General features: G+C 58.3%; 23 protein-coding genes. 14 read left to right on the top strand and 9 right to left on the bottom strand.

The window, feature by feature from the left end:
* Positions 1-8 precede the first annotated feature (8 nt).
* Both BXY66_RS15600 and BXY66_RS15595 read left to right on the top strand, forming a co-directional pair.
* A complete protein-coding gene (locus BXY66_RS15600) occupies positions 9-641 on the top strand; it encodes a class I SAM-dependent methyltransferase (RefSeq protein ID WP_132861315.1) in 633 nt (210 codons plus the stop codon).
* Between the two features lie 81 nt (positions 642-722).
* Positions 723-1,172: a YtoQ family protein gene (locus BXY66_RS15595; protein WP_132861314.1), complete on the top strand. Its 450-nt coding sequence runs from the start codon at positions 723-725 to the stop codon at positions 1,170-1,172.
* Between the two features lie 39 nt (positions 1,173-1,211).
* On the opposite strand, the gene BXY66_RS15590 is transcribed toward BXY66_RS15595, so the two are convergent.
* Positions 1,212-1,910: a glutathione S-transferase family protein gene (locus BXY66_RS15590; RefSeq protein ID WP_132861313.1), complete on the bottom strand. Its 699-nt coding sequence runs from the start codon at positions 1,908-1,910 to the stop codon at positions 1,212-1,214.
* A 151-nt stretch (positions 1,911-2,061) separates the two neighbouring features.
* Here BXY66_RS15590 and mscL point away from each other — a divergent pair, with 151 nt between their 5' ends.
* Together mscL and BXY66_RS15580 are read left to right on the top strand one after the other, a co-directional pair.
* The gene (gene mscL / locus BXY66_RS15585) at positions 2,062-2,496 is read left to right on the top strand and encodes a large conductance mechanosensitive channel protein MscL (RefSeq protein WP_132861312.1); all 435 of its coding nucleotides are present in this window, start codon (positions 2,062-2,064) and stop codon (positions 2,494-2,496) included.
* A gap of 111 nt (positions 2,497-2,607) precedes the next feature.
* On the top strand, positions 2,608-3,402 hold the full coding sequence (locus BXY66_RS15580; protein ID WP_425057077.1) for a mechanosensitive ion channel family protein: 795 nt from the start codon (positions 2,608-2,610) through the stop codon (positions 3,400-3,402).
* Between the two features lie 197 nt (positions 3,403-3,599).
* Here the strand turns inward: BXY66_RS15580 and BXY66_RS15575 are convergent, their stop codons facing one another.
* Both BXY66_RS15575 and BXY66_RS15570 read right to left on the bottom strand, forming a co-directional pair.
* Positions 3,600-4,199, bottom strand: coding sequence for a protein-methionine-sulfoxide reductase heme-binding subunit MsrQ (locus BXY66_RS15575; RefSeq protein ID WP_132861310.1), 600 nt, complete (start codon positions 4,197-4,199; stop codon positions 3,600-3,602).
* Between the two features lie 139 nt (positions 4,200-4,338).
* Positions 4,339-4,641, bottom strand: coding sequence for a DUF1330 domain-containing protein (locus BXY66_RS15570; protein WP_132861309.1), 303 nt, complete (start codon positions 4,639-4,641; stop codon positions 4,339-4,341).
* 118 nt (positions 4,642-4,759) lie between these two features.
* Here BXY66_RS15570 and BXY66_RS15565 point away from each other — a divergent pair, with 118 nt between their 5' ends.
* Positions 4,760-5,671, top strand: coding sequence for a LysR family transcriptional regulator (locus tag BXY66_RS15565; RefSeq protein ID WP_132861558.1), 912 nt, complete (start codon positions 4,760-4,762; stop codon positions 5,669-5,671).
* A 1-nt stretch (position 5,672) separates the two neighbouring features.
* Here the strand turns inward: BXY66_RS15565 and ald are convergent, their stop codons facing one another.
* On the bottom strand, positions 5,673-6,791 hold the full coding sequence (gene ald / locus BXY66_RS15560; protein WP_132861308.1) for an alanine dehydrogenase: 1,119 nt from the start codon (positions 6,789-6,791) through the stop codon (positions 5,673-5,675).
* A 136-nt stretch (positions 6,792-6,927) separates the two neighbouring features.
* On the opposite strand from ald, the gene BXY66_RS15555 reads away from it, so the two are divergent.
* The 6 genes from BXY66_RS15555 (at position 6,928) to BXY66_RS15530 (ending at position 11,787) form a co-directional block, all read left to right on the top strand.
* Complete coding sequence (locus BXY66_RS15555) at positions 6,928-7,386, top strand: Lrp/AsnC family transcriptional regulator (protein ID WP_132861307.1); 459 nt, start codon at positions 6,928-6,930, stop codon at positions 7,384-7,386.
* 56 nt (positions 7,387-7,442) lie between these two features.
* Entirely contained in the window at positions 7,443-7,832 is a 390-nt protein-coding gene (locus tag BXY66_RS15550) for a hypothetical protein (RefSeq protein ID WP_132861306.1), read from the top strand.
* Positions 7,829-8,362 (top strand): hypothetical protein, encoded by a 534-nt coding sequence (locus BXY66_RS15545; RefSeq protein ID WP_165929206.1) that lies wholly within the window; start codon positions 7,829-7,831, stop codon positions 8,360-8,362. The genes BXY66_RS15550 and BXY66_RS15545 overlap by 4 nt, the downstream gene beginning before the upstream one ends.
* A complete protein-coding gene (locus BXY66_RS15540; RefSeq protein WP_132861305.1) occupies positions 8,363-9,235 on the top strand; it encodes a sigma-70 family RNA polymerase sigma factor in 873 nt (290 codons plus the stop codon).
* A gap of 117 nt (positions 9,236-9,352) precedes the next feature.
* The gene (locus BXY66_RS15535; protein ID WP_132861304.1) at positions 9,353-10,936 is read left to right on the top strand and encodes a GMC family oxidoreductase; all 1,584 of its coding nucleotides are present in this window, start codon (positions 9,353-9,355) and stop codon (positions 10,934-10,936) included.
* Positions 10,936-11,787 (top strand): ornithine carbamoyltransferase, encoded by an 852-nt coding sequence (locus BXY66_RS15530; protein ID WP_132861303.1) that lies wholly within the window; start codon positions 10,936-10,938, stop codon positions 11,785-11,787. Before BXY66_RS15535 ends, BXY66_RS15530 begins: the two co-directional genes overlap by 1 nt.
* 1 nt (position 11,788) lies before the next feature.
* Here BXY66_RS15530 and BXY66_RS15525 read toward each other — a convergent pair whose 3' ends face one another.
* Together BXY66_RS15525 and BXY66_RS15520 are read right to left on the bottom strand one after the other, a co-directional pair.
* Positions 11,789-12,424 carry a LysE family translocator gene (locus BXY66_RS15525; RefSeq protein WP_132861302.1) on the bottom strand — a complete coding sequence of 212 codons (636 nt, stop codon included), beginning with the start codon at positions 12,422-12,424 and terminating at the stop codon, positions 11,789-11,791.
* A gap of 86 nt (positions 12,425-12,510) precedes the next feature.
* Positions 12,511-13,416, bottom strand: a complete 906-nt coding sequence (locus tag BXY66_RS15520) for a haloalkane dehalogenase (protein ID WP_132861301.1) — start codon at positions 13,414-13,416, stop codon at positions 12,511-12,513.
* A 193-nt stretch (positions 13,417-13,609) separates the two neighbouring features.
* Here BXY66_RS15520 and BXY66_RS15515 point away from each other — a divergent pair, with 193 nt between their 5' ends.
* A complete protein-coding gene (locus BXY66_RS15515) occupies positions 13,610-14,812 on the top strand; it encodes an MFS transporter (RefSeq protein WP_132861300.1) in 1,203 nt (400 codons plus the stop codon).
* Here BXY66_RS15515 and yghU read toward each other — a convergent pair.
* The 3 genes from yghU to rpsU form a co-directional block, all read right to left on the bottom strand.
* Positions 14,809-15,678: a glutathione-dependent disulfide-bond oxidoreductase gene (yghU, locus tag BXY66_RS15510; RefSeq protein WP_132861299.1), complete on the bottom strand. Its 870-nt coding sequence runs from the start codon at positions 15,676-15,678 to the stop codon at positions 14,809-14,811. The two genes, BXY66_RS15515 and yghU, sit on opposite strands and share 4 nt — an antisense overlap.
* Before the next feature lie 69 nt (positions 15,679-15,747).
* Positions 15,748-16,833: an adenylate/guanylate cyclase domain-containing protein gene (locus BXY66_RS15505; RefSeq protein WP_132861298.1), complete on the bottom strand. Its 1,086-nt coding sequence runs from the start codon at positions 16,831-16,833 to the stop codon at positions 15,748-15,750.
* A 143-nt stretch (positions 16,834-16,976) separates the two neighbouring features.
* A complete protein-coding gene (gene rpsU / locus BXY66_RS15500) occupies positions 16,977-17,183 on the bottom strand; it encodes a 30S ribosomal protein S21 (RefSeq protein ID WP_005614280.1) in 207 nt (68 codons plus the stop codon).
* A 121-nt stretch (positions 17,184-17,304) separates the two neighbouring features.
* Here rpsU and BXY66_RS15495 point away from each other — a divergent pair, with 121 nt between their 5' ends.
* The gene (locus BXY66_RS15495) at positions 17,305-17,997 is read left to right on the top strand and encodes a COQ9 family protein (protein WP_132861297.1); all 693 of its coding nucleotides are present in this window, start codon (positions 17,305-17,307) and stop codon (positions 17,995-17,997) included.
* Positions 17,998-18,097: 100 nt separating this feature from the next.
* Positions 18,098-19,081: an NAD(P)H-quinone oxidoreductase gene (locus tag BXY66_RS15490; RefSeq protein ID WP_132861296.1), complete on the top strand. Its 984-nt coding sequence runs from the start codon at positions 18,098-18,100 to the stop codon at positions 19,079-19,081.
* Positions 19,082-19,093 lie beyond the last annotated feature (12 nt).

Below are 19,093 nucleotides of genomic sequence, written 5' to 3'. Positions count from 1 at the left end.
AGAGAGTTATGACGAGTTCAGCCACATTTTGGGACAAACACGCGCGTAGTTACGCCAAAAGCCCGATCGGTGATATGCCAGCCTACGAGTACACGCTGGGACGCACGCGGAGCTATCTGAAAACAAGCGATCATGCGCTGGAAATCGGAGCGGGAACCGGCAGCACCGCGATCAAGTTGTCAGACGCCGTAAAGCATTTAACAGTCACCGATATTTCTGGGGAGATGCTTGAGATCGGGAAGGAACGGGCCGCAGAGGCGGGGGTGAGCAATGTCAGCTTCGTGCGAGCGGTTGCTTCCAATGCGCCTGAAGGACCATTTGATGTCGTCATGGCCCACAACCTGCTCCACTTGGTGGATGATCTGGAGGCTGATCTTGCCGACATCGCCTGGCGCGTTAAATCCGGCGGACTGTTCATCAGCAAAACGCCGTGTATCGCGGAGCAGGGACTGGGTTTGAAATTCGGCCTTTTGAAGGCAGCGATTCCTCTGATGCAGTTGTTTGGCAAGGCGCCTTTCGTTCGTTACCTGAAGGTTGCGGAGCTTGAGGGCCTGATCGCGGAAGCCGGATTTGACATTATCGAGACTGGCAATTTTCCTGTTCGTCCACCCAGCCGTTATATTGTGGCACGCAAACGATGAAACTATTTCAGGCCTGTTCGCAATTGGCGCGGCTGGTCTGAGAGAGTATGACATGTTCAGACCCTATTGGAGAATATGTCGATGACCCTGAGTGTTTATCTGTCCGGAGAAATTCATACGGACTGGCGTGAGCAGATTGTTGAGGCCTGCCAAGGACTTGACGTCGCGTTTAACAGCCCAGTGACAGATCACGCCGCAAGCGATGACTGCGGGGTGGCTATTATGGGTGCCGAGGAAAACAAGTTTTGGCACGACCACAAAGGTGCGAAGTTGAACGCCATTCGTACCCGTCGCGGTATTGAAATGGCTGACGTTGTCGTTGTTAGGTTTGGAGAGAAATACAAGCAGTGGAACGCTGCATTTGACGCAGGTTACGCCAGCGCATTGGGAAAGAGTATTATCGTCGTCTCGCAGGCGGAACATCAACATGCGCTAAAAGAAGTACATGCGGCGGCACTGGCGGTGACAGATGATCCCAAAGCTGTGGCGGACATGCTGCGCTATGTGCTGACAAGCGCATTGCCGGCGTAAGAAAAGAGAGGTGCGCGAAGTTCGCGCACCCTTTTGGATTTAGGGGCGAGGCGGAATGTTGCGGCCTTTTTGAACGGCCGAACGTGCCATGAAGCGTTCGACATAAGCGATGGTGTTGGGGAAATTGTCCCAGCCGACCAGTTCTTTAGCACCGTAGAATTCCAGCGCCCCTAGCCAAGGAGCAATGGCGATATCTGCGATAGAAAACTCGCCAGCGATCCACTCCTGACCATCGAGTTGCTTTTCTATGACACTCAGTAAGCGCTGGGCTTCAGTCACATAGCGCTCGCGTGGGCGCGGATCTTCGATTTCGGAGCCTGCAAACTTCACAAAGAACCCCATCTGACCAAACATCGGTCCGACGCCGCCCATCTGGAACATTAGCCACTGAATGATGTGCGCCTTTTCGGCGGCGGATTTGCCTAGAAGCTTTCCGGCTTTTTCAGCCAGATAAATCAGGATCGCACCACTTTCGAAAAGCGTAACCAATTCGCCATCAGGCCCCTTGGGGTCAATTATGGCGGGGATTTTGTTGTTGGGATTCAGTGCTAGAAACTCCGGGCTTTTGACGTCTGCGTCGGCGAGCGTCACCAGATGCGCCTCATAGGGAAGGCCGAGTTCCTCCAGCGCGATCGACGCCTTCACACCGTTGGGAGTGGGGAAGGAATACAATTGGATCACGTCAGGGTTTTCGGCGGGCCATCGGGCGTTGATCGGGTGGTCTGTTACGGTGCTCATGATCTCTCCTGTCGCGGTTATGGGGGAAAAGATAGGTGCATTTTCCCCTGAAACCATAAGCGCATGCGTGCGAATCCGAACAGGTTAATGTTCGCTCGCGCAGCCAAACATAAAGCAAAAGGCGCGAAATGCAGGGAAGGAAACGAAGACAATGATGCAAGAGTTCAAGGACTTTATCGCCAAGGGCAATGTGATGGACATGGCCGTTGGTATTATCATCGGTGCGGCATTCACAGCGATTGTGAAGTCTATGGTCGGTGATCTGATCAACCCGTTTGTGGGCTTATTCATGGGCGGAGTCGATTTTACCAACATGTATGTGGTGCTGGCCGGTGAGGTCGCCGAGGGCGCAAGCCTAGAAGCGGCGAGGGAAGCCGGAGCGGCTGTGTTTGCTTGGGGTTCGTTTGTGATGGCCGTGATCAACTTCCTTATCATCGCTTTTGTCGTGTTCATGTTGGTGCGCTACGTGAACCAAGTGAAGGAGGCGGCGGCCAAGAAAGAAGAAGAGGCGCCGGCCGAAGAAGCGCCAGCAGGACCAAGCGAGTTGGATGTGCTGCTCGAGATCCGTGACGCGCTGAACAAATAGCGTTAATTTGCGTTAGGTCATGGCGGTCGGGTCTTGCACCTGGCCGCCAAATTTCGTTCTGGAACAGGCAGATAGATTTGCTGCCAATGGAGAGTTTAGGTGGAGACAGTAATGGAACAGGTCGCGGGTTTCGGACCATTGGTGGTGTCGGCGGGCAAGGCGTTGATCGTCCTTGTTATCGGTTGGATTGTAGCCGGCTGGGTGAGTGGGATCGTGCGTCGGCGAGTGAACAAGACTCCCGAAATCGATCAGACGCTTGGCAATTTTGCAGCGAGCATTGTTCGCTGGGTGATCCTGTTGATGGTTCTGGTGGCCATTCTGGGAATCTTCGGCATCGAAGCGACTTCATTGGTGGCGATGATGGGCGCGGCGACGTTGGCGATCGGTCTGGCGCTTCAGGGCACGTTGAGCGATCTGGCAGCCGGTTTCATGTTGATCCTCTTCCGTCCCTACAAACTGGGTCAATACGTCGATATTGGTGGCACGGCAGGAACGGTTGTGGACCTGAATCTCTTTGTTACCGAGTTGAAAACACCGGATAATGTGCAGATCATCGTACCCAACGGCCAAGCCTGGGGCGCGATCATTACCAACTTCTCGCACCACGATACACGGCGGGTGGATGTGGTGTTCGGCATCGACTATGGCGACGACATTGAGAAGGCCCGCGAGATCATTTTGGCGACAGCGGCAAAGGATGAGCGGGTGCTGAAAGATCCTGAAAGCTGGGCGCGTGTGACCAACCTCGGTGACAGCTCAGTAGATATTACAGCGCGGATCTGGTGCAAAGCGGATGACTTCTGGGAGTTGAAATTCGGCTTTACCCAAGCGGTCAAGGAAGCCTTTGATGCGGGCGGGATTTCCATCCCCTATCCGCATACGGTGGAGATCAAGCGCGAGGCGTAAAGCCACCGCGCGATGGTATGAGACCAACAAAGGCGGGAGCATGCGCTGCTCCCGCCTTTTTGCTATTAAGAAAACGGGGTTCTTCCGAAAATGCCTGTCTGCAAAACGTCGGTATTACGTCTGCAAAGCGTCGGCGCTGAGTCGTGGCGGAGGCAATTGTAAACGCAACGACCGATCTCGTGTTTGCCAGTCGCCGCCTACGCCGCGCGCGCAGGTCGCGGACGCAAGTACCAGTACCATAGTCTATAGGCTTCCAGAGCAGCGAGTGGGGCGAAGTGGACGATGGCGGCGGCAGGTTCTTTCCAATCGTGCAGGGCTGCCCAGTGGACCAGCGTGAAAAGCGCTGCGACATACGTCCAGCGCTGGAGCGGCTTCCACCAGGTGCCAAGTTTGCGGACCCAAGCGTCCGTTGACGTGACTGCCAGCGGAATGAAGATCACAAATGCCACCCAACCGGTCCAGATCCATGTGCGATCCAGATGGTTGATGATGCGCGGCAGGGAGCCGCGGTCGATCAGGTAGAAGACCGTGTGCAGCGCGGCGTAGGCAAATGCCGCAACACCGAAGTAGCGGCGGTTTTTCTTAAGCCAGCGCGTCCACCCCTTTCCTTTGAAGAGCATGGCGAGCGGGGTGATCATCATCGTGATGATCAGCAGTCGCGCAGACCATTCGCCGGTGGGGTGCACCAGCATATGCACGATGCGCGGGTTTGTGGAGGTCATGGCCATCCATGACCACGCGATGAGTGGAAGGGCGAAGAGGGTCCAGAGACCATAGGGAGAGAAACGGGAGGTCATGGTTTGGTCCAACGATGCTAGAGAGACCGGAGATGCCGGTGATATAGTTGGTACGCTGCACCCGAAGACTTCCGTCGCTGTGAAAAGAACAAAGACGCCCCTTTGGGGGGCGCCTTTTTGACTGTTGTTTCGGGACGCTTCAGGCCAGATCGTCTTTGCCTTCGACGAGCCAGTGGAAACTTTCAGACCCAGCCGTGCGAGCCGCGAGATGTGGGGCGTATTCGGGGTCGGCCATGAAGTCGAGCGCAGCCTGTCGCGACGGCCACGCAATCAGGATACGCAGAGCCGCCGGAGTGTCCGCTCCTTCGACTTGCTCGTGGCTGGAGGTGCGCGCGATGTATTTGCCACCGTAGTGCGCGACAAGTTTGTTTGCGGGGCCGATATAGTCGGCAACCCAGTCGTCGTTGGTTGGGGTTACAGCGAGTATAGAGTAGTAGGTCATTGTTGCATTCCCTTGCGTTTCTGGCGTTCATTTTTCATGATTGAGATATACTGAGGTCGAAATCCCACGGGAATGGCGATCTTCGAGCTTCATAATTCGGGAAATCTAAATAATGGCATTGGATACAGAGGCGGTACGATTGTTCGTGCGAGCGGCAGACATGCTCAATATCAGTGCCGCGGGGCGGGAGCTGGGACTGGCACCAGCAGTTGCGAGTGCGCGATTGGCAAAGCTTGAAAACGCGCTGGGCGCGGATCTTTTGCATCGCAGTACACGCAAGGTGTCCCTGTCTGTGCAAGGAGCAGAGTTTCTGCCCTATGCGCGGGAGATCTTGGCACAGGAAGACGCCGCGCTGGCTGCGCTGGGTCGCGGACAGACGGTTTTGACGGGCACGCTTCGGTTTGCGGCGTCCAGCACTTTTGCGCAGGCCTTTGTGGTGCCTGTTTTGCCCGAGTTTCTGGCCAAGCACCCGGCACTGACGCTGGATTTGCGGCTGACGGACAATCCGCAGGATCTGATCGCGGGGAGTTTTGATCTGGCGTTGCGCAATACGGCGCTGGAAGACACATCTCTAAAGGGACGCAAACTGGCGGATGACGAGCGTATTCTGGTGGCGTCACCGGCATATCTTGAGGCGTACGGCATGCCTGAACGCCCTGCTGACTTGGCGGAACATGCGTTGATCGGGTTTCAGGGCATGGCAGCGCGGAGCTTGCACGGTCCGGATGGAGCAACTGGGCTGTTTGATCCGAGTGCCGGGAGATGTCCTTTGATCGTAGATGATGGCGCAAGCCAGCGGATCGCAACCGTAGCCGGGGCAGGCATCTCGGCCAACTCGCTGTGGAATGTTCATACCGAACTGGCTGACGGGCGGCTGGTTCGGGTGCTGCCGGAGTGGGAAGTGGCGGATCGATCCGTATTGTGGCTGGTCTATCCCAAGACCACGGTTCTGTCGGCCAAAGTACGCGCATTGATCGACTTTCTGATCGCGCGGATTGGCAAGGCGCCGCCGTGGCGCCTTGCCGGATGAGTTAGTTTTTCAGAGCCAGCGCCGGCGAGATCACATCGATGCCAAGCGCTTTGCCGACGGCATAGTAGGTGAGCTGACCTGCGTGCACGTTCAGTCCGTTCAACAGATGAGGATCGTCCTCGCATGCCTGCTTCCAGCCTTTGTCAGCAAGGTTGAGCAGGAAAGGCAGAGTTGCGTTGCCAAGGGCTTGGGTCGAGGTCCGTGCCACTGCGCCGGGCATGTTCGCTACACAGTAGTGCATGATGCCGTCGACTTCGTAGATCGGGTCCGCGTGTGTGGTAGCGCGGGACGTTTCGAAGCAGCCGCCCTGGTCGATGGCGACATCCACCAGAGCCGCGCCCGGCTTCATTTCAGACAGCTGCGCGCGGGTGACAAGTTTTGGGGCTGCTGCACCGGGGATCAGGACCGCGCCGATCACCATGTCAGCCTCCCGCACCAGCTCTGCGGTGGCGCCTGCGGTGGAATACTGGTTCTTGAAAGTGCCGCCGAAAACGTCATCAAGATATTTCAGACGGGTGAGCGAGCGGTCCAGTACGGTCACATCCGCGCCCATGCCTGCGGCGATCTTGGCAGCGTGCGTGCCAACAACGCCGCCGCCGATCACCACCACTTTTGCAGGTGCAACACCGGGCACGCCGCCCATCAGGACGCCGCGGCCACCGTTGGCCTTTTGCAGCGTCCAAGAGCCGACTTGTGGTGCAAGGCGTCCAGCGACTTCGGACATGGGAGACAGAAGCGGCAGGCCGCCGCTGGCGTCGGTCACGGTCTCATAGGCGATGGCAGTACAGCCGCTTTCCATGAGGTCTTTGGTCTGTTCGGGATCGGGGGCGAGGTGCAGGTAAGTAAAGAGAAGCTGGCCTTCGCGCAGCATCTTGCGCTCGTCCGCCTGTGGTTCCTTAACCTTTACAATCATGTCGGCTTTTTCGAAGACCTCCGGTGCGGTGCCGATGATCTGTGCACCGGCTGCGATGTAGTCTTCGTCGGTGAAGCCTGCGCCGTTGCCGGCGCCCGACTGGATGAGCACGTCGTGGCCGTGTGCGACCGCCTCGCGGGCGGCATCCGGCGTCATGCCGACGCGAAATTCCTGTGGTTTGATTTCTGTTGGGCAGCCGATCTTCATGTCGCTCTCCTGATGTGACTTTAGGTAAAGGTAGGAATGCGGCAGGAGAATTTGCTTGAAATTTAGGCAGTTTGAAAACTTGGCTTTCGAAGAATCTTCGAATACTTAAGAGCCAGACGCAAGGAGTCACCGTATCATGTCAATTGATTCAACGGATCGTCGCATCCTGATGGTGCTGCAAAAGCAGGGGCGGATTTCCAATGCGGAGCTGTCAGAGCGGGTGAATCTCTCTGCAAGCGCCTGCCACAGACGTGTGCACCGGCTGGAGGCGGACGGCTATATTCGCGACTATGTTGCGCTGCTTGATCCCCGCAAGATGGACGTACCAACCACGGTTTTTGTTGAAATCACCCTGTCGGGGCAGGCGGATGAAGTGCTGGATGCCTTCGAAAAAGCGGTGGCGCGGATACCGGATGTGCTTGAGTGTCACCTGATGGCAGGCACAGCGGATTACATCCTCAAGGTGGTTGCCGAGAACACCGAAGATTTCGCACGCATTCACCGTCAGCATCTGGCGCGTTTGCCGGGCGTCGCCCAGATGCAATCAAGCTTTGCTCTCCGCACCGTTTTCAAAACCACGGCTTTGCCTGTGTGAGTGTCACAAATCGACAGGCTGTTTCGTCTTAAGGGAAACAGCTTGGAGATTTGCAGATGACAAAATCGGTACTTTGGGGCTGCGGCCTGTTCTTTTTGGGCAACGCGGTGGTGATGTGGGTGGCACCGCATCAGTGGTTTGAAGCGGTGCCCGGTGTGGCGGCGACCGGCGGCTACAATGATCATTTCATCCGGGATGTGGCGATTGCCTTTGCGGTGTCGGGCATGGCCCTGATCGCAGGCGCAAAGGCAGGCAACCGTGAGGTCGCGCTGTTTGGCGCAGGGTTTCCGGTGTTGCACGCGGTGTTTCACGTCTGGATCTGGGCGGTCCATCGTGGATACGCGGCCGATATTGTTGCTCTGGTTAACCTGATTGGGATTCAAGCTCCGGCGTGGGCGGCGCTTTGGGCTGCAGCCAGCTTTGGTCGCGAGGAGGCGGTGGCATGATCAGAGCGGTTTTACATGCGGGCGCGCGGGCCTTTGGACGGAAATATGCCTATGACACCGATTATATGCACGAGGTGATCGATACGTCAGTCGGGGCTGGACTGGCATTGACGCTGTTTCCCATGCTGTCTCAACATCGTGGACCGCAGGTTGCCCGCGCTGTGTGGTTCGGGGCTCTGCTTGCTTCGACGCTTGATGGAGACTGCGGGCCGTGCGGACAGCTGGTGGTGGATATGGCGTTGGAGCAAGGCGTGTCCGCAGATCACCTTCTGGCGGCCATCGAGGCGCGTTTTTCGGACGCCGGTGACGTGGGGCTGGGCTTTCAGTTTGCCCAACAAGCCATTGCGCGTTCTTATGACGCCAATGAATTTGCGGACACGATACGCGCGCGGTTTGGCGATCATGCTCTTGTGGCAGCAAGTTTCGCGGCGGCGACCGGTCGGTTCTATCCGGTGTTCAAGCGCGGGTTGGGGCAGGGCCACGCCTGCCAGCGGATTGATGTCGGCGGGCGTCTTGGGGAGGTGGCCTGAATGAAGGATATGGTGGACCTTTTCGAGGCCGAGAGACCGGCTTTGTTGTCCATGTCATACCGCATGCTCGGGGAGCGTCACGCAGCGGAAGATGTGGTGCAGGAGGTCTGGCTTCGATTTTCTGGCGCGCGAAGTGTCGACAACCCGCGGGCATGGCTGCGACGGGTGGCGACCAACGTCGCGATCGATACGCTGCGGTCAGCGCAGGTGAGGCGTGAGCACTACGTCGGGCCTTGGCTGCCCGAACCATTGATCGGGGCGGCCGATGCCGGAGCTGAAGCAGGGTTCGAGTTGGCAGAGGAATGCGAACTGGCGTTGCTTTGGGCGATGGAGAGGCTGGCACCGGCTGAGCGGGCCGCATTTGTTTTACGCGAGGCGTTTGATGCCGATTATGCAGAGATTGCCGCCACGCTTGAGCGGACGGAGGCGGCGTGTCGTCAGATGGTAAGCCGCGCGCACAAGCGGTTGCAGTCGGAAGGGCCACGGTTTGATGTCTCGCGCGAGGAAGCCGCTGCGGCGCTTCAGAAATTTTTTATCGCGGCCACACAGGACCATGCGGCGGCACTCAAGATGCTGGCCGCAGATGCGATGGCGGTGACCGATGGCGGTGCCAAGGTGCGTGCAGCGCGGAGGGTTCTACGAGGACCCGAGGAGATCATGCTGGTGCTTACGTCGGTTATGGCCAAAGACCGAGACCTTCCCGACGTGCGGTTCGAGCTGGTGAAGGCCAATGGTTTGCCCGCAATGGCACGGTTTGTTGCGGGTGTTTTGGACACGCTGACGGTGGTTGTCCCGAACGCAGCGGGGCAGGTGCAGTGGATCTATGTCATGCGCAATCCGGAGAAGCTGAATATGGAACCGGCTGAAGCCTAAGGCACGCAGGTGCTCGGTCTCGCTCCCTTGGTGTTTTAAGCCCGGGAGGGCTTCGGTCCGGTTGACACTTTCCGGCGTGCCTAGTCTGGTAACGGGACGGCTTGGGAGAGGGGTAGCTTGGACTGGGATCATATCGTTGTGGGCGCGGGCAGCGCCGGCTGTGTGGTAGCTGCGCGCTTGGCCGAAGGCGGCCGCAAGGTGCTGTTGCTCGAGGCGGGTGGTCGCGACACGTATCACTGGATTCATATCCCGATGGGATATCTGTATTGCATCGGCAATCCCCGCACTGATTGGATGTACAAAACGGCGCCGGACGCTGGTTTGAACGGCAGGCAGTTGATTTATCCGCGCGGCAAGGTTTTGGGCGGGTGCAGTTCGATCAACGGGATGCTTTACCTGCGGGGGCAGGCTGCGGACTACGACGGCTGGCGTCAGATGGGATTGGCGGGCTGGGGGTGGGATGACGTTTTGCCACTATTCAAGAAGTCCGAGGACTATATGGACGGGCCGTCGGACCTGCATGGTGCTGGCGGCGAGTGGCATGTGAACAACCAGCGTCTGCATTGGGATGTGCTCGATGACTGGATGGCGGCCGCAGAGGCGGCAGGAGTGCCCCGAACGGATGATTTCAACACTGGCGACAACGAAGGCGTCGGGTATTTCAAGGTCAATCAGAAGAGCGGCTGGCGGTGGAATACAGCCAAGGCTTTTTTGCGTCCTCGCAAGGACCGTTTGAAGGTGGAGGTGAACGCGCAAACCCTGCGCCTCCTGATAGAGCGCGGGCGCGTGGTTGGGGTGGAGTATCGGCAAAACGGAGACCTGAAGCAGGCGCGTTGCGGTGGCGACGTCGTGTTGTCTGCGGGCGCGGTGAACTCCCCCCAGATTTTGCAGCTGTCCGGAGTGGGGCCGGGCGACATTCTTCGGGAACACGGGATTGCTGTGCAGCACGAAGTGGAAGGTATCGGCTCCAACCTACAGGATCACCTGCAACTGCGCTGCGCGTGGAAACTTCAGGGGGCCAAGACGCTCAATACCATGGCGAATTCCCTGTGGGGCAAGGCAAAGATTGGACTGGAGTATCTGGCAAAACGTACCGGGCCCATGTCGATGGCGCCGAGCCAGCTGGGCGCATTTACCAAGTCGCGCCCGGATCTGGCGACCCCTGATCTTGAGTACCATGTTCAGCCCCTGTCACTGGAGGCGTTTGGACAGCCACTGCATGACTTCCCAGCCATCACTGCGAGCGTCTGCAACCTGCGCCCCGAGAGCCGTGGGCATGTGCGCATCCGGTCAGCGGACCCGTTTCAGGCACCGGAGATTGCGCCGAACTACTTGGCAACAGAAGGCGACCGTGCGGTGGCTGTGGCGGCGATCCGGCAGGCACGTCAGATCATGGCACAGGGGCCGATGGCAAAATATGCGCCCGAAGAGATGAAGCCCGGGGTCACCGCACAAGACGATGCAGAGCTGGCGCATGCGGCGGGCGACATAGGTACAACGATTTTCCATCCCGTTGGAACCGTGCGCATGGGCAGTGATGCAGCTGCGCCGCTGGATGGAGAGCTGCGGATGCGGGGGCTGGCCGGCTTGCGGGTTGTGGATGCCTCGGTGATGCCAACGATCACATCAGGCAACACAAATGCGCCGTCGATCATGATTGGTGAAAAGGCGGCGGAAATGATGCTGTCACAGGCGTGGTGATGCGGCATTTGTTGCGAGTGGATGATCTGGATCGGGCAGCGCTTGAGGCTTTGCTCGAGCGGTCGTTGCAAATCGCTCAGGACTGGGAAGCACGGGCCATGCCGCGGGTTTTGCAAGGTCGGCGGATCGGGTTGATTGCCGAATTGCCGGGGTGGCGCAATCCGACGGCGGTGAAGCTGGGGGCGGCAGAGATGGGCGCGATCTGTGTCGACACCGGCGTGATGCTGGAGGGCGGTGAGGCAGTCGGTGATCTGGCTGGTTATCTCGGCAACTGGTGTGACCTGATGGCCGTTCGCACTCCGCGCTTGTCACGATTGGCGGCCTTTGCGGAGGCGGCCGCGTTTCCGGTGCTGAACCTGCGGACCAATGACAACCATCCGTGCGAGATACTTGGTGACTTGGCGTTTGTCCTGTCGCGCAAAGGGCATCTCGACGGGCTCAAGGTTGTAGTGGCTGCGCCGAATGGCAACATTGTTCAGTCCTGGCTCGAGGCGGCGCGGGTGGTGCCAATTTCGGTGACCCAGTGGTGCCCCGTCGAGCAGGGAGTTGGGCCGGATGCTCTGCCACCCGGCTGTGATGTCACTCAAAGTGAGGCGGCGCTGTTGGAAGCGGATGTGATCGTCACCGACTGCTGGTCATCGACCGCGGGACGGAAGGTGGCAGGTTTTTCGGTGACAGGTGCGATATTGGAGCGTTGTCGACCGGATGTGTACTTCATTCCCTGCCCGCCTGTGACGCGCGGCGAAGAGGTGGACGCGGCGGCGATGGCGCATGCCAGTTGCGTCGCGACTCAAGCGAAGGCGTATCTGATGCATGTTCAGAACGCGGCGATGGTGGAGGCCCTGACCTAGGTCATGTCACGCGCATGGTGGCAAGTTTGGCGCCGAATCCAAGGAAAACAACGCCGGTCACACCTTTTAGCCAGCGCTGGAAATGAGTGTTCTGCGCAGCATGTCTGAGGCGGTCGAGAAGCAGCACCATCGCGCCGAACCATAAAGCGTTGATCATCGAGTGAATGAAAACCAGCAGGAACGAGGCTGCGGCGGTGGTTTCGCCGAGCGCTATGAACTGCGGAAAGGCCGCGAGGTAGAACATCGAGACTTTGGGGTTAAGCGCATTGGTCAGGAAGCCTTCTGTGAAGGCTTTGGCGAGGGTGCGCCTGCGTCTTGCGGGGGCAGTGTCAGCGACGGGTGTTGCACCGCGATAGGCCGCCAACAGGGCCTTGATGCCGATCCAGCAGAGATACGCTGCACCGAGATATTTCACGATTGAGAAGGCCAGCGCCGATTGCGTCAGGATTATCGAGATGCCGAGCACCGACATGGCGCCATGCAGGTAGAAGGCAGCAACGAACCCGGTGACATTGGCGAAGCCTGCGGCGCGACCGGATGTTGGCACGGTCTTGGCGATCAGCACGCTGTTTGGGCCGGGCGACATGACCAGAAGCGCTGCGACAAAGGAAAACGTCAGGATTTCGGACCACGCCATCGGAAAAACCTCTTTGATTGCAGATGGTTGCAACATAAGGAAATAGAAGATGGTGGGAAAGACAGTATTTCTACTGCTTCCAGGGGTCAGGTCCGTTCGATAAAGTCCAAAGTCGCCTTCGACAATTCGGGGGCGACGTCTTCCTGAAGGAAGTGATTGCCGCCTTCGAGGATGGTGTGAGGCTGGCCAGCGGCGCCGGGCATCAGCTTCTGGAAGACCTTGTCCACGCCTGCCATGATCTTGTCATCCGAGCCAAAGGCGGTGAGGACGGGGATGTCGAGACCCATCAGCACTTTCCACGCGTCGCGGTTGGGCTGCGCGGCGGGATCGTCGGGGCTGGCGGGGACCAGCATCGGGAATTGGCGCGCGCCTTCCTTGTACGTTTCATCGGGGAAAGGCGCGTCATAAGCGGCGATTTCGGCTTCGGTCAATTTCGAAGTGGTGCCGCCGTAGATGATCTTGCCGGTGTTGAAGACAGGCGTAGTCTGCGAAAATTCCCGCCATCCTTCGAATGCCTTGCCCATTGGTTGATCGCCTGTCGGAAGGGCCGTGTTGGCCACAACAATGCGTGCAAATCGTTCTGGCATGGCGGCGACAAGGCGAAGGCCAATGAGCCCGCCCCAGTCCTGGCAGACCAACGTGATGTTGGTGAGGTCGACCTGTTGCAACCAGTCTGTCATCCAGTCGACGTGGCGCTGATAAGTGTAATCAGTGCGTTTGGTCGGTTTGTCCGAGCGCCCGAAACCCACCAGATCAGGCGCAACGACACGATGGCCGGCAGCTGAGAAAAGCGGGATCATGTGCCTGTACAGGTAACACCAAGACGGCTCGCCGTGCATCACCAGGATCGGTGCGGCATCATCAGGCCCTTCGTCCAGATAATGCACCCGCAATTGCCCGCCTTCTGTGTCGTCCACAGTTTTATAGTGAGGTGCGAAGTTGTAGTCCGGCAGGTTGTCGAAGCGGTCGTCAGGGGTGCGCAGAAAGTCCATATCAGCCTCCGGAGATTGTCATGCATCTTTGCAAGAAGTCTGGAGAAGAAGGGTCGACCTGTCCAATGTTATGAGTGCCGCGCGACGCGGGGTTTCTTTGCCCGCTTCACGTCATGAATCACAGAGTTGCCATGTTGAAGTCAGCATGTTTTCCTCGGCAAGCGCAATTGTTGCGCCTTGTTAGGACCATGCCTTGATATTTTTACGCGCACTGAACGACCCGCTTTTGAGGGTCGCCTTTCTTTGCATCCTTCTTATGGGCCCAGCAGTGGCTTCGGTCGCGCCGTTCCAATCCGTGATTGCGATTGAGCGGTTGGGATTTGGTAACGCGGTTTATGCGTTTGTGGTCACCGCAGGCGCATTCTTCAGCGTGATCGCTTCGGTGGTGATCGGCATAATTGTGGATCAAACGCAGCGTTATCGTGCAATTCTGCTCGCCTGCATTTGCGTCGGAATAGCAGCGGGCTTTTTGATGGCAGCCTGGCCCACGGCGGCGGCGTTTGTGCTGGTCCACATGGTGCTGTTCCCAATCGCCGCAACGACCTTCACGCAGTATTTCGCCCTTGCCGCAGTCGCGGCAGACCGCAACCCGCGTATCGACAAGGACGTCGGCTTGTCGCTGGTGCGCGCTGGCTTTGCCGGCACATTTGCGATCACGCCGCCGCTGTGGGCTTTGGCGCTGGCGCGAGGAGCGGATTTGCTGGCGGTCTATTGGACCTTGGCAGTGGCAAACGTGTTGGTGTTGGTGGTGGTCTATCTGATGTGGCCCAAGGACATGGGCGACACTGGTGATGGTTCGGGCCTTACTTTCTGGGAAGCAGTCGGAGAGGTTGTTGCTCGGGCGGTGCTGATCCGGTTGGGGCTGATCACGGCGGTTACCTCGGCAAACGGGCTTTACAGCATCCTGCTCGGGCTTCTGGTGGTCACACAACTGGGCGGCCAGGAGAGCGATATCGGATGGTTTTCCGGCGGCGTGGCAATGGTGGAACTGCCGGTGATGCTGGGCGGTGCGTTGTTGCTGAAACGGTTCTCGCGCGTTGCGGTTATTCTGGGCGGCGCGGCGATTTACGCGCTGAGTTTTGCCGCTCTGGCTGTGGTGCCAAACATGGCAGCGGCGTGGTGGCTTGTTCTGCCGTTTGGCATCGGCGCGGGTATCATTCTGTCGGTGCCGGTCGGGTACATCCAGTCGTTGGTGGAGCATCGTCCGGGAGCGGGCAGCGCGCTCATCTCGATGTCGCATTTTGGCGGAACGCTGGTGGCGTCCGGACTGTTTGCAGGGTTTGCGGAAATCATCGGCTACAGCGGTGTTGCCGTTTTGGGCGCGGCACTCTCTCTGGGTGCCGCCGCCCTTTTGTATTTGCTGGAGGGCGGGCGGATGCGCCCGCGGGCCGTTTAACCCTCTTCGGGTGCCAGTTTGTCCTGCGTTTTGGTATCGAAGTCTTCAGCAGAGTGGCGCTCGTGCAATTGCTGCTCGGGTTCACCCCACGCACGGTTCACTTTAACCCCGCGCTTCACCGCCGGACGGTCGTTGATTTCCTTGGCCCAACGCTGAACGTGTTCGTAGCTTTCCACGTCCAGGAATTCGGCGGCTTCATAGAGGCGCCCCAGAGCCAGAGCACCGTACCAAGACCAGATCGCAATATCGGCGATGGTGTATTCGTCACCCGCGATATAGCGGTTCTCGGCCAGTTGCCGGTCAAGCACGTCAAGCTGGCGTTTGGTTTCCATGGCAAACCGGTTGATCGGGTATTCCCATTTTTCAGGCGCATAAGCGTAGAAGTGGCCAAAGCCGCCGCCCAGATACGGGGCGCTGCCCATTTGCCAGAAAAGCCAGCTGATCATTTCGGCGCGCTTTTCTTTCGGGCCGAGGAAGGCATCGAATTTCTCCGCCAGATGCAGAAGGATTGCGCCGCTTTCAAAGACTCGGACTTCGCCGTCGCCGGACAAGTCCATGAGAGCGGGGATTTTGGAGTTGGGGTTCACATCGACAAATCCCGACCCGAACTGGTCGCCTTCTCCGATGTTAATAAGATAGGCATCGTATTCGGCACCCGCGTGCCCCGCCGCCAGCAATTCCTCGAACATCACGGTCACCTTGACGCCATTCGGCGTCGCCAGTGAGTAAAGCTGGAACGGATGATCGCCGCGGGGCAGGTCCTTGTCGTGGGTCGCACCCGCGATCGGGCGATTGATATTGGCAAATTTGCCGCCGCTTTCGGCGTCCCAGGTCCAGACTTTGGGGGGCGTATAAGTATCGGTCATTGGCATACCCTGTTTGATGTGGTTGTTCACAACTTAAGGGCATCGGCGCAGAATGACAGGGGGGCGGGATCAGTTTCCCAAAGCAGGTAGAGAATAAGGACCGCTGTCCGTTCCTATGGCAATCATCAGGGTCTCTGTTTCGCGCCCTCTAAGGGTTGTGCGACCCATTTCCGTCGCTTGCATTCCTTCGGGGATGGCCATGCGCGCAAGTGTGTCGGCATCGGTCATGACACCGACACCATAAGGTTTGCAGGCGTCCTGCAAGCGCTTGGCGGTGTTGATGGTGTCGCCGATATAGATCACCTGCCTTTTTTCGCCGCCACATTCGCCCACCGCGACAGGACCATGCGCCATGCCGATGCGCAGCGCTGGAGCGACACCGAATTCATCGATGTATTGCGCACGGACGTCGTCGATTTTTTTGAATATGTCTTGAATGCAGTGCAGCACACGCTTGTTCTGCTCCTTACCGTGATCGCTCCAACTCGCGACAACTTCGTCGCCGACGTAATTGTGGATCATGCCACCGTTGCGGTGAATCGCCGGGTCGATGTCGAGGAAGAAATTGGTCACCAGCTCGAGGCTGCGCTGATCCCCGATTTTGTCGGCGATCGCGGTGAAACCGACGATGTCAGCGAGCATAAATATCCGTGTTTCCTTGACCGGCCGGTTGTACCGCCCCATCAGAAAATGTCGCAGTGTGCGTCCGCCCACGAGGCTGCGGGTTTGCAGGATGAGCTGAATCATCAGCGCCGCACCCGCAGCAAAGATGAAGTCCCGCAAGAGGCCGCGCTGTATCCAGATGTCCAGTGTTGCCCAAGCGGGACTGAAGACCATGTGGCTGAGAGTGAGCCCCACGACGAGATGCCAACAGGTGATCAGCGAGCGCACCAGAAAAGCCGGAACAAAGGCCATCGCCCGCAGGCGTCTCTGAACCTTTTGACGATACACCAGAAGTTCCAGCGCGGTGACAACCACGGCAACGAAGATGCCTCGGACGGCGCCGTAAACCAGCAAGAGCCAGTGAAAGCCGCGCCCGAAAATTTGCGTCATGATGTAGCCGTAGAACGCGCCGACAAGCCCGGCGAATATGATGATGAAAACCAGCGTCGGCAGATGCTGTTTGACGGTCTCGATAAAGGGCGGTTTCTGCATGGTGCTAATTTGGTGTGTGCGGTTGTCATCACAAGCGTTCTACGCGCCACATCTAGTTTTCCGGCGCAGAAAAAACAAACCCCCGCGAGCCGGAGCTGCGGGGGTTGTCTATTCTTGTGTCCAAAGCTGGAACAAAGATGTGCTTAAAGCAAACCTTCGCGCTGTGCTTTCTTACGTGCCAGTTTACGGGCACGGCGGATCGCTTCAGCCTTCTCGCGCGCTTTTTTCTCGGACGGCTTTTCGAAATGTTGCTTGAGCTTCATTTCACGGAAGACGCCTTCACGCTGCAGCTTTTTCTTCAGGGCACGGAGCGCCTGATCGACGTTGTTGTCACGAACACTAACCTGCATGTGGTTTTCACCACCTTTCTAAGTTTGAGTTGCAATGAAATTGCAGGAGGCCGCCGTATAGCAAAGGGTCCAAAGTTTGTCTAGTATCGTACCCAGTGCAGCATAGTGCAGGAGAAGCCCCGTGACTGACGCCCCCCAGACTGACCTGAAAACCCGCCTTCTAGAGGCAGCGGAGATGCATGTGCCCTTTGACGGTTGGTCGGAAGCGACCTACGCCGCCGCGGTGACGGAAAGCGGCGTTGATCCAACGGTGGCACGGGCAATCTGTCCGCGCGGAGCCGTTGATCTGGCGGTCGCATATCACCTGCGCGGCGATTCGCAGATGGTTGCAGCAATGGCGGAGGCCGATCTGGACGCCATGAAAATCCGCGAGAAGATCACGTTTGCGGTCCGAAAACGGTTGGAGCTGTGCACAGATCGCGAAGTTGTGCGTCGCGGAACGACGCTTTTCTCGCTGCCGCAACATGCCGCGCAAGGCGCGCAGCTGATTTGGGGCACTTGCGATGCGATCTGGATCGCAATCGGTGACACCAGCCGCGACTTCAACTGGTATACGAAGCGCGCAACGTTGAGCGCGGTCTATGGCTCAACAGTTTTGTATTGGCTCGGCGACGACAGCGAAGGGCAGGCCGCGACCTGGGCGTTTCTGGATCGGCGCATTGAAAACGTCATGCAGTTTGAAAAAACCAAGGCCCAGTTCAACAACAGCCCGCTTGGCAAGATGATGGCAGGTCCGCTTGAGATGCTTGGCCGGATAAAGGCGCCGCAGATGCCAAAAGGCATGCCCGGAAGCTGGACGCCGCCTCGGTCCTGACGCAGCGCTCTGTTTTTGGATCTTCGCCAAAAGTCTCTGTTCCCTGTGCTGGAGGCGGTGCTACATCTTTGATCAACGAAACGACGGCTGAGGACCTGACATGAGCTCTATGATGCGTGCGGTGGAGATCACCAAACCGGGACCGGCGGAGGTTCTGGAAATGACCGAACGCCCCATTCCACAGCCCGGACCCGGAGAGGTTCTTCTCAAGATCGCCTATGCGGGTGTGAACCGCCCGGATGTGTTGCAGCGCGCAGGTCTTTATGCGCCTCCTCCGACTGCCTCGGATCTGCCCGGCTTGGAGGCATCCGGTACCATCGCCGCCGTGGGCGCCGGGGTCTCGGACTGGGCAGAAGGCGATGAGGTATGTGCCTTGTTGCCCGGTGGAGGGTACGCGGATTACGCGTTGACGCCAGCCGCGCATTGCCTGCCCATCCCACGTGGGATGGCGCTGCGTGAAGCCGCTTGTCTGCCCGAAACATTCTTTACGGTCTGGTCCAATGTGTTCCAGCGTGGTGGGCTCATTGCCGGGGAGCGCTTCCTTGTGCATGGCGGCTCAAGCGGTATTGGTACAACAGCGATCCAGCTGGCCAGCGTTCTTGGCGCGCGGGTGTTTGCTACCGCCGGTTCAGACGAGAAATGTGCAGCTTGCGTGAAGCTGGGTGCAGAGAAAGCGATCAACTATCGCACCGAGGACTTTGTTGACGCGATGCGCGCCGAGGGCGGGGCGAACCTGATCCTTGATATGGTGGGGGGCGACTACATTGGCCGCAATGTCAAAGCTCTGGCCGATGATGGACGGTTGGTTCAGATTGCCTTTTTGCAAGGGCCACAGGTCGAACTCAATTTTGCGCAGGTGATGATGCGCCGTTTGACGATTACGGGCAGCACCTTGCGCCCGCAAAGTGATCTGGCCAAAGCCCGCATCGCCGAGAGTCTGGCGGAGAATGTCTGGCCCTTGCTGGATGCGGGGCGCGTTGCCCCGGTTATGGACAGCGAATTTACACTTGATGAAGCCGTGCAGGCACATCAGCGGATGGAAAGCAGCGGCCACATCGGCAAGATCGTGATGAAAGTGGGCTGAGGGCTCAGACGG

The sequence above is a fragment of the Shimia isoporae genome (assembly GCF_004346865.1).
GTDB lineage: Bacteria > Pseudomonadota > Alphaproteobacteria > Rhodobacterales > Rhodobacteraceae > Shimia > Shimia isoporae.
The sequence above is the reverse complement of the archived record's forward strand: the minus strand, read 5'-3'. Positions and strand labels throughout refer to the sequence as shown.